The following is a 9,250-nucleotide window of genomic DNA, read 5'->3' on the forward strand; positions in this document are numbered from 1 at the left end:
GAATTCCTTCGAGACGATCCTCGACCAGCGACGGGATGAGATCTCGCCCCGGATGCGCGGCATTCTGATCGGGCTCTATGGCGACTGGCTCTGGCTGGACAAACGGATCGAGGATGTCTCTGGCGAGATCGAAGAGATCAGCCGCACCGAGGAGAACTGCGCCAACATCATGACGATCCCCGGCATCGGCCCGATGATCTCGACGGCGATGGTCGCGGCTGTCGGCCAAGGCGAGGCCTTCGACCGAGGGCGTGATTTCGCGGCATGGGTGGGCTTGGTGCCCCGACAATTCAGCACCGGCGGTCGCACCATTCTCGGCCGGATCACCAAACGCGGCAGCCGCTATTTGAGGATGTTGTTCGTGCAAGCGGCGAAAGTGATCATGATGCGGCCACACCGATGGTCCGCCTTCAGCTTTGGCCCGTGGCTGACCGAGGCGGTGGCGCGCATGCCACGCAATAAGGCAGCTGTAGCACTCGCCAACAAACTCGCCCGAACCGCCTGGAGTATTCTGCGGAAGGGCACCCGGTTCGACGCCCCACAGGACGCGGCCATGGAAGCGATCTGACGCATTCCACGGTCACCAAGGAGTTCGCGATAGAGAGGACAGCATGGACCGGAGAAAATACGCCCCCAGAGTCTGACGGCCCAAATGGCCATCATGGACCTTGCCGGTAATAAGACCACGGCGCGTGCGTAACCCCATCAAGGCCACGGCCCGCGAGCCGATCAACAGGCCGGATACATTTGAGCGATTTCCGAAATCGTGCCAAATGCTCGATTGCGAACAGCAGCCGACACATACATGCGGGCCGAAGTTTTTGAATACCCGCAGTTGGCTGAGGGTATTCTGTCCGGCTCCATGCAGCGACCTCTCACCGGTCGTCGGGATAATCCCGCCGACCGAGCTGTTGACCTCAGTTCGCCCAATTGGCGATTACGTCGTAGCCCTCGGCCGTAGGTGGGCCTTCCAAATGCTCTGCGAACTGGCCCCATAGTGCCTGCACCTGTTCCGCGTTCGCATCTGATGTCTCTTCGCTTTCAACCACCGAGATCACGTAGCCACTGCCGTCCTCGTTCATAACGTTGACGAAGTTGTGCATGCCGTTCATGCCCATGATCGAGTCCTTCAACTGGTTCAGCAACACGGTCGCGGCATCCCGTGATCCAGGCTTCATCTTGTACTTCGTCACGCGTGCAAACATCGTCTATCTCCTTAAGCTTCTCGTTGGGTATCAATCCGCCGCAAGCAGCCCAGCATATGTACCTTAGCACACGGCGACCAACCGGCTCAGAGAATTTAGATCGAGATCGATAGAACGCTGCGCGGGTTACGAAAAGCAGAATTGCGAAAGCTGCACCGCGACGTCGGTCGCTGAAGCTAACGTCCGGACTGGCGAAGGTTTTCCGATGCGGGTCGCGGCGGAACGCTGCTCATTCGCGCGACCAGGGCCCGCGTTGGAAAACCTCCCAAGGTGGAAGCCGCGTGGGTCTTGGAGCAGGCTATGGGGAAAATGCGCGGACGGTTGGGGCGACGGTTGCATCCGGAGTGCTGCTGATGGCGCTCCAGGTGCCTGATACGGTCGCAAACCCGGCCGATGATCTCGACAAGGCTTTGCGTTTTGGAGTTATTGCCGCCTCGTGACGCGCTGGAGACGATCGAGCACACGCCGTTCGGACCGGGTCTGCGGGCTGTAGCCGGTGGTGCTCCGTAGTGGATGACGGGCGATATGTCATGCGGCCTGCTCCCTCGGTGGGGCGCGCGACATCGGTTTTTGCCCGCGCCGGAAGATTTCGATTATGCGCATGGGGCCGCCGCAGCAGGGGCACGGTTCGCGCAGGGTGAGCGGGGCGATCTCGGTCTGTGGTTCCTGTACGGCGAGTTGCTCAGGCCGCTGGACGCAGAGCAAGGCGCGGATCATTCTGATGTTGGCTTTGCGGGTCGCGCTGGCCAGCAGGCCGTAGTGCCGGATGCGGTGGAACCCGTCAGGCAGGAGGTGGATCAGGAACCGGCGGATGAACTCGGGCGTGGCCAGCCGCATGACTTTTTGCCGGTCGCCTGATTTGATGCGGTAATCCTTCCATCGAAAGGCCACGGCATGGGCATCGCCGCTGACCAGGCGATGGTTCGAGATGGCGACGCGGTGGGTATAGCGGCTCAGATAGGCGAGCACGGCCTCTGGGCCGCCGAAAGGCGGCTTGGCGTCGTGTCGAAGACGCGCCTCCGGCACGATGACCACCCATTCGGATTTGCGGAACGGGGCGAGCCAGGTGGCGAAGGCATCTGCATGCGTCAGCCGTTCGAGGTCGCCGAAGAAGGCAAGCCGTCCGGCGCGATGCAGATCCACTACCCCCTCCAGAAACAGGCGCCGGAACAGTCGCGACAGAACCCGCACATGCAGGAAGAACCCCGGCTTGCAGGCAATCCACCTCGCGCCGTCGGGCGACAGGCCGCCGCCCGGCACGATCATGTGGATGTGCGGGTGGTGTGTCAGCGCCGAACCCCAGGTATGGAGCACGCTGGTCATGCCGACCTTCGCGCCCATGCGTTTGGGATCGGCGGCGATTGCCATCACGGTTTCCGCCGAGGCCCTGAACAGCAGACCGTAGACCGTCCGCTTGTTCCAAAAGGCGATCTGCGCGATCTCGGCTGGCATCGTGAAGACGACGTGGAAGTATTCCACGGGCAGCAGGTCCTCGGCACGCGCCGCCATCCAGTCCCGCGCCGCCGGTCCCTGACACTTCGGGCAGTGCCGGTTCTTGCAGGAGTTATAGGCGACGTGATGGTGGCCGCATTTGGCGCAACCAGCCACATGCCCACCGAGCGCCTCAGACCGGCAGGCTTCGATTGCCGACATCACCTTCAACTGGGACAGGCTGACATGCCCCGCATTGGCCCGCCGCCACGCAGGACCGTGCGCGCGGAAGATGTCAGCGATCTCGAGCTTGGGCCGGGCCACCCCGGTGCCCGGTCATTCCAGGCTTCGCTTTACGGTCTGGTCCTGCAACTTCGCCAGCATCTCGTAGGGGCTCACCGTGTCTCGGATCGTCTTGGGGGCCACGTGGGTGTATCGCGCGGTCGTCGTCAGCTTGGCATGGCCGAGCAGGACCTGGAGACCCGCACGTCGGTGTTCGCCTCCAGAAGGTGAGTGGCGAAGCTGTGGCGAAGCGTGTGCAGGGTCGCGGGCTTTTTGACCCCGGCCATGTGCTTGGCCGAGGTGAAGGCGCGGTTCAGTTGGCGCGGTGAGATCGGGTTGATCTTCGGCTTGCCTGGAAACAGCCAGCCTTCGGGACGCGCCTCGCGCCACCAGGCGCGCAGCAGCTCGAGCAATCCGGGCGACAACATCACCTTGCGGTCCTTCTGGCCCTTGCCCTGTTCGATGTGGATCAGCATCCGATCGCTGTCGTGTCGAAGACGCGCCTCCGGCACGATGTCGAAGACGCGCCTCCGGCACGATGTCACCAACCTTCAGGTTGCAGACCTCGGCAGCCCGGAGCCCCGCACCATAGGAAATGCTGAGCGCGGCGCGATACTTGAGCCCGGGCCCGGGCGCTGCCATCAGGATGTCAGACACCTCATCCACGCTGAAGACCACAGGCAGCTTGCGCGGTTCGGTGCGGAATTGCATGTAGCGCTTCATCTCTTCGCGCCCGCAGGTCATCCCGAAGAAGAACCGGAGCGCCACAATACGCGTGTTGAAGGTCGATGGGGTGATCCCCGTGTCTGTCATATGGAGCTGATAGGCGCGCAGGTCCTCAGGCATCGCCGTATCGGGTGATCGCCCGAGGAACGCCGCAAAATCCTTGATTGCCCGAATATGAGACTTTTGATGTTTGTCGCCCATCCCGCGGATGCGCATGTCTTCGATCATCCGCTGACGCAGCGGGGTTACTCTCTCCTCTGTCATGAAAGCCTCCTGTCTGATGATTGAGAAGGCCCCAATCGTCCGTCAGGTCAGTCAGATCACAAAATGCGCATCGCTACGGGCTGCTCACTCCATCAGCCAAATGCGCCAATGCCGCGAAGCCGCTTCGTCCTAGGGCCGTCCATATCCATCTGCTCTTACCCGGCGGCTAAGGCTCGACGGTCCTGTCGCGGCGATCTTCCAAATTTTCGCGCGTATTCTCGCGAAAACTGTGCGGAATTTTCGTAGCCGACGCTGAATGCAATCTCGGAGACCTTTGCGCGGCTCATTTTCAGATCCTCGCGGGCTTTTAACAGCCGCAGATCTTTCTGGTATTGCAGCGGCGACGTCCCGGTTACGGCCTTGAACTGCTCGAAGAAGGCGGAGTGCTCATGCCGACGCGTTGGGCGAGGTCTCCGACAACGATGGCATCGGACAGATTGGCCTGAATGTCGCGTGTGGCCAGATGGATGCGGCTCGCGGTGCTTTCGTGCCAGAGCAATCGTCGAAGAACAGCCGCATGTGGCCCTAACAGCAGCCTTGCGTGGATTTCCCGGGACGTGATCGGCGCGAGGAGGTGCCGCGTTTCTTCGTTGTCGCATTGAAGAAAGTAGCGGAGAAGCGCGTCCTCAAGGTTCGGATCGGTGTCGCAGAGGCAGATGGAAAAGGGCTACACGGTCGCCGGAAGCGTCCGCAGCCGGTCGGGCAAGAACGCGGACACGGTTGCGGAGCTTGAAACCGCAGGCGCCTCCATCGTCGAGATGGACGTCACCGATACCGCAAGCACCGACCGCGGGATAGCGCAGGCCATCGAGGCGCTCGGAGGGCTCGACGTGCTCTTCAACAATGCCGGGATTGGCTCCTACGGCATTCAGGAACTGATGTCGCCCGAAGACATGGCTCGGGTGTTCGATGTGAACGTCATGGGCGTGCAGCGCGTCATGCGGGCTGCCTTGCCGCATATGCGGGGTCAGGGGCGCGGCACGGTCTTCTACACTTCCAGCCTGATCGGACGGATTGCGACGCCGTTCTATGGCACCTATTGCGCGTCCAAGTGGGCGCTCGAGGCCATCGTCGAGTGCTATCGGACCGAACTGTCGGGCTTCGGTATCGAGTCCTGCCTCATCGAACCCGGCGCGATGCCGACGGCCTTTTTCGATGGCATGGTCGCGCCGAACGACCCGGCGCGCGAGGCGGAGTACGGTGAGTTCGCCGCCGCCCCCGCACAGTCGGCCGACGGTCTGGCCGAGATGCTGACCGCGACGCCAGACCAGCGCCCCGAAAGGATCGCGGAAGCGGTCGTCGGATTGCTCGAACGGCGGTTCGGGCAAAAACCCTTCCGAACCGTGGTCGACCAATTCGGCGTCGGCCCCGAAATCGAACGCTACAACGACGTGCTGAACGATCTGACGCGCAATGTCATGACCAGTCTCGGCATCGAAGACATGTTGAAGCTCAACGCCTGAAGGAGACCGACCATAAAAACAATTCTGATCACGGGGGCCTCCTCGGGTATCGGCGAGGCGACCGCCAAACACTTCCAGGCCGAAGGCTGGAACGTCATCGCAACAATGCGTGCCCCCGACAATGCGGGCGAGCTTGCCCGTCTCAACCACGTCCATCTGGCCCGGCTCGACGTGACCGAACCGGCATCGATCACCTTTGCCGCAAAGTCCGGCATCGACCGTTCCAAGAGGATCGACGTACTGCTCAACAACGCAGGCTCGGGCGCTTACGGCGTGCTCGAAGCGTTTACGATGAACCGCATCCGGCGTCAGTTCGACACCAATGTGATTGGACTGTTGGAGGTAACGAAGGCCGTCCTGCCGCATATGCGGGAGAACAGCGCGGGCACGGTCATCAATATCTCGTCCATTGGGGGGCAGATCACTTTTCCATTGGGCACGCTCTATCACGGCACCAAGTTCGCCGTTGAAGGCCTGTCGGAGGCCCTGCATGTCAAAGTGCATTCAAGACTGACCCGGTTTGATCATTTAAAAATAACTCGCCCCTGAGGTGGCAAAGCCCACAGGCGAGCGGCCTCGAAATAGCAGGCTCGTCTGTGGGCTTTGCTTTTTCGGGTTCAGGTTTTGTTGCGGGATTTGCTTTGAGCGAAGCGGAAAGATGTGCTCCCGGTCTCGATGATGCTGCAGTGGTGCGTGACGAGATCGATCTGCTCTTGTTCGTGGTAGAAGACCTCAACAGTGCCGATCCCGTGGGTTCATGAAACAGGGCCAGCACAGGTGACGCTGCAGGCCGCGCTGCGTGGCGGATTCGGAGGATCAATCCTTTGCGGGCTGCGATGCCTCCCCGAGGGCCGCTTCGATCATCCCGGCGGCCATGTCCCTGGCGATCTGCGCCGCTTCGGGCATGCCGCGCACATGGGCGGTGGCGATGGCCCCCTCCTTGAGCAGGGCCAGTTGCTCGGCCAGGTGCCGTGGCTCCGGCGCGCCTGCTTCGGAACACAGTCTTTCGAGATAGGTCACGATGCTGTGCTTGTGTTCAGCGGCGGCGCGGTGCGCTGGATGGGTATGGTCGCCGAATTCACCGGCGGCGTTGATGAAGGCGCAACCGTGGAACCCCATGCCCTTGAACGCCCGCCCCTCGAACCAAACACCCAGCGCGTCGAACATCGCCAGCAGCCGCCCGCGCGGATCGGGCGCGGCCTTTTCCATCTCGCCCATCAGCCAGTTGCGGAATTGCTCATCGCGCCGATGCAGTACCGCGAGAATCAGCTCATCCTTGGACCGGAAATGTTTGTAGAGAGTCATCTTGGCGACGCCGGATTCGGCCAGGATCTTGTCGATTCCGGTGGCATTGAAGCCGCCCGCGTAAAAAAGTTTTAGGGCAGTATCCACCAGATCGTCACGGCGGGATTTCGGCATATTCATAAACCTTACCAGACAGTTCTGTATACTTGTCACAGAAATACTACAGGGATTCAAGGGCTACTTTCAAAACCGGTGCATGCAAACTGGATAGCTAATGATTGACAAATATACAGATCGGTCTGTATATAATTTTCACCAACTTAATCAAAAGCGAGATCCCTCATGACACGTATTTCTCTTCCCACCTCGATCGACGCCGCCCCCGCTGCGGCACAGCCGCTGCTCGACGGCGTGCGTCAAATGCTTGGCAGCGTGCCGAACCTCTTTCGCATCACCGCGAACAGCCCCGCCGCGCTCGAAGGCTATCTCAGCCTCAACGGTGCGCTCGCCAAGGGCAGCCTCGACGCCAAGACCCGCGAGCGCATCGCACTCGCCGTGGCGCAGGTGAATGGCTGCGAGTATTGCCTTGCCGCCCATACCTATCTCGGCACGCATGTGGCCAAGCTCGACGCGGCGGAAATCGCCGCCAACCGCAACGCCTCCTCCTTCGACCCCAAGGCTGATGTCGCCGTCGGGTTCGCGGTCAAGCTCGTCACCGAGCGCGGCCATATCGGGGACGCCGATATCACTGCGCTCAAGTCGGCGGGCTACACCGAGGCCGAGGTCGTCGAGATCGTGGCGCATGTCGCGCTCAACACGCTGACCAACTACATCAATTCTGCGTTCGAGACGCCGATCGACTTCCCGGTGGTCAGCGCCAAGGTGGCCTGATCCCGGCGGCGCCCCGGCATCCCCCACGCGGATCGCTCCCTGTCCCGGCCGGGGCGCCAGAATTCCACCAAATAGGAGGTCGCCCAATGACACGTCCCCCGCTGCCACCCTTCGACGAAGCCGCCGCCATCACCAAGGTCCGGATGGCCGAGGATGGCTGGAACAGCCGCGACCCCGAAAAGGTCGCGCTCGCCTATACGCCCGACTGCCAGTGGCGCAACCGCGCCGAGATATTCCAAGGGCGCGAACGGATCACGGAGTTTCTGACCCGCAAATGGGCAAGCGAACACGAGTACCGGCTGATCAAGGAACTCTGGACCCACCAGGGCAACCGTATCGCCGTGCGCTTCGCCTATGAATACCGCGACGACAGCGGCTCGTGGTCCCGCGCCTATGGCAACGAGAACTGGGAATTCGCCGAAAACGGCCTGATGCGGCACCGCATTGCCTCGATCAACGACCTGCCGATCACCGAGCAGGAGCGTCTCTTTCACTGGCCGCTCGGGCGTCGCCCGGACGATCACCCCGGCCTGTCGGCCCTTGGCCTCTAAGGAGTTGAGCCATGCCTCTTGGAGTTGCCGATATCGCCTTCACCCCGACCGTGCGCGCCGAGCAGGAGCGTCTTGGCTCCGCCGCGCTCTACGCGAGTGCCCTCTCGCCCGACCGCGATGGCGGGCGCAGCCTGACCGAGCGCGAGGCCCGCTTCCTCGAGGCGCGCGACGGGGTGTTTCAGGCCACCGTCTCGGAAACCGGCTGGCCCTACGTGCAGTTCCGCGGCGGCGCTCCCGGGTTTCTCAGGGTGATCGACCCGCAAACCGTCGCCTATGCCGATTACCGCGGCAACCTGCAATATATCAGCACCGGAAACCTGCGCACCAATCCCCGCGTGGCGATCATCGCGGTCGATTACCCGGCGCGCAAGCGGCTGAAGCTGTGGGGCACGGTCGAAATCTCCGAGAACGCCGATGTGATCGGCTTGCTCTCCTCGCCCGGGGCCCCGCCGGCCGAGCGCGCAATCATCATTCGTGTCGCAGCCTATGACTGGAACTGCCCCCAGCACATCCCGGTGCGCCGTACCGATGCCGAGCATGGCGACGAGATTGCCCGGCTTCAGGCCCGTATCGACGCATTGGAAGACAGACTGACCAAGGCCGGGATTTCCCCGACCTGACCGGAAGGATCAAACCCAAGGGCGCAGGCCCGGATTTCAAGCCACGAAGTGGATAATTAAAATGAAAGACAGAAACTCGCTTCTCATCTCGGCCCTGGCCATGGCGATTACCGTCGGCAACATCGCGATACCGTCGGCCATGACGGAGCCCGATCAAGCCCGGATAGAGGTGGCCACCAAGGCCGCCCCCGACTCCCACGCGCCTATGAAAACAGTCGCCTGCGCCCTCGCATTGACCGAATTGCTGGCGGACTGATCCCGATTTCGGCACCCCCGTGAGGGTACCGATCCCGAAGGAAAGCGGACATTGCTCCCTCTCGCCCGCGGCGTGACCCACGACCGCGACCAGGTGACGGCTGTCTCCTGATGCGGTCGGTGTGATCCCGCCAACCTGGCATCGCGGCAATACCGCCGCGCTGTCCTCACACCTGAACAGGAGACTGACCATGACACAAGATCATAACCACGACTGCGGCTGCGGGATCACGCACGAACATGTCGACCTCGCCCGCCGCCGGGTTCTTGCCGGGGCTGCGGCCGGGGCCGCCGCCGGGGCCGCGGCTCTGACTGGC

13 protein-coding genes and 1 pseudogene are annotated in these 9,250 nt (G+C 62.2%); 8 read left to right on the forward strand and 6 right to left on the reverse strand.

Annotated features, from left to right (window positions below):
- A partial coding sequence (locus tag Q0X85_RS12765; protein ID WP_297772447.1) for an IS110 family transposase occupies positions 1 to 568 on the forward strand: 568 nt, incomplete at its 5' end.
- A gap of 349 nt (positions 569 to 917) precedes the next feature.
- Here the strand turns inward: Q0X85_RS12765 and Q0X85_RS12770 are convergent.
- From Q0X85_RS12770 to Q0X85_RS12790, 5 genes and pseudogenes are all read right to left on the reverse strand, one after another.
- Complete coding sequence (locus Q0X85_RS12770; protein ID WP_297772448.1) at positions 918 to 1,205, reverse strand: hypothetical protein; 288 nt, start codon at positions 1,203 to 1,205, stop codon at positions 918 to 920.
- Positions 1,206 to 1,733: 528 nt separating this feature from the next.
- On the reverse strand, positions 1,734 to 2,960 hold the full coding sequence (locus tag Q0X85_RS12775) for an IS91 family transposase (RefSeq protein ID WP_297772449.1): 1,227 nt from the start codon (positions 2,958 to 2,960) through the stop codon (positions 1,734 to 1,736).
- 12 nt (positions 2,961 to 2,972) lie between these two features.
- A pseudogene (locus Q0X85_RS12780) lies at positions 2,973 to 3,908 on the reverse strand (site-specific integrase).
- A 155-nt stretch (positions 3,909 to 4,063) separates the two neighbouring features.
- Positions 4,064 to 4,246: a helix-turn-helix domain-containing protein gene (locus Q0X85_RS12785; protein WP_297772457.1), complete on the reverse strand. Its 183-nt coding sequence runs from the start codon at positions 4,244 to 4,246 to the stop codon at positions 4,064 to 4,066.
- Between the two features lie 14 nt (positions 4,247 to 4,260).
- The gene (locus Q0X85_RS12790; protein ID WP_297772458.1) at positions 4,261 to 4,566 is read right to left on the reverse strand and encodes an AraC family transcriptional regulator N-terminal domain-containing protein; all 306 of its coding nucleotides are present in this window, start codon (positions 4,564 to 4,566) and stop codon (positions 4,261 to 4,263) included.
- Between Q0X85_RS12790 and Q0X85_RS12795 the strand changes: the two genes are divergently transcribed.
- The 3 genes from Q0X85_RS12795 to Q0X85_RS12805 are packed head-to-tail and all read left to right on the forward strand — an operon-like array spanning position 4,550 to position 6,132.
- Positions 4,550 to 5,371 carry an SDR family NAD(P)-dependent oxidoreductase gene (locus Q0X85_RS12795; RefSeq protein WP_297772450.1) on the forward strand — a complete coding sequence of 274 codons (822 nt, stop codon included), beginning with the start codon at positions 4,550 to 4,552 and terminating at the stop codon, positions 5,369 to 5,371. The genes Q0X85_RS12790 and Q0X85_RS12795 overlap by 17 nt on opposite strands.
- A 27-nt stretch (positions 5,372 to 5,398) precedes the next feature.
- Complete coding sequence (locus Q0X85_RS12800) at positions 5,399 to 5,920, forward strand: SDR family NAD(P)-dependent oxidoreductase (protein WP_297772459.1); 522 nt, start codon at positions 5,399 to 5,401, stop codon at positions 5,918 to 5,920.
- A gap of 47 nt (positions 5,921 to 5,967) precedes the next feature.
- Entirely contained in the window at positions 5,968 to 6,132 is a 165-nt protein-coding gene (locus Q0X85_RS12805; protein WP_297772451.1) for a hypothetical protein, read from the forward strand.
- A gap of 55 nt (positions 6,133 to 6,187) precedes the next feature.
- Here Q0X85_RS12805 and Q0X85_RS12810 read toward each other — a convergent pair whose 3' ends face one another.
- On the reverse strand, positions 6,188 to 6,790 hold the full coding sequence (locus Q0X85_RS12810; protein ID WP_297772452.1) for a TetR/AcrR family transcriptional regulator: 603 nt from the start codon (positions 6,788 to 6,790) through the stop codon (positions 6,188 to 6,190).
- 168 nt (positions 6,791 to 6,958) lie between these two features.
- On the opposite strand from Q0X85_RS12810, the gene Q0X85_RS12815 reads away from it, so the two are divergent.
- The 4 genes from Q0X85_RS12815 (at position 6,959) to Q0X85_RS12830 (ending at position 8,934) form a co-directional block, all read left to right on the forward strand.
- Positions 6,959 to 7,507 (forward strand): carboxymuconolactone decarboxylase family protein, encoded by a 549-nt coding sequence (locus Q0X85_RS12815; RefSeq protein ID WP_297772453.1) that lies wholly within the window; start codon positions 6,959 to 6,961, stop codon positions 7,505 to 7,507.
- A gap of 86 nt (positions 7,508 to 7,593) precedes the next feature.
- Positions 7,594 to 8,058 (forward strand): DUF1348 family protein, encoded by a 465-nt coding sequence (locus Q0X85_RS12820; RefSeq protein ID WP_297772454.1) that lies wholly within the window; start codon positions 7,594 to 7,596, stop codon positions 8,056 to 8,058.
- 11 nt (positions 8,059 to 8,069) lie between these two features.
- On the forward strand, positions 8,070 to 8,678 hold the full coding sequence (locus Q0X85_RS12825) for a pyridoxamine 5'-phosphate oxidase family protein (protein WP_297772455.1): 609 nt from the start codon (positions 8,070 to 8,072) through the stop codon (positions 8,676 to 8,678).
- 61 nt (positions 8,679 to 8,739) lie between these two features.
- Positions 8,740 to 8,934 (forward strand): hypothetical protein, encoded by a 195-nt coding sequence (locus Q0X85_RS12830; RefSeq protein WP_297772456.1) that lies wholly within the window; start codon positions 8,740 to 8,742, stop codon positions 8,932 to 8,934.
- The last annotated feature ends 316 nt before the right edge of the window (positions 8,935 to 9,250 follow it).

The organism is uncultured Roseovarius sp. (genome assembly GCF_947259555.1).
GTDB lineage: Bacteria > Pseudomonadota > Alphaproteobacteria > Rhodobacterales > Rhodobacteraceae > Roseovarius.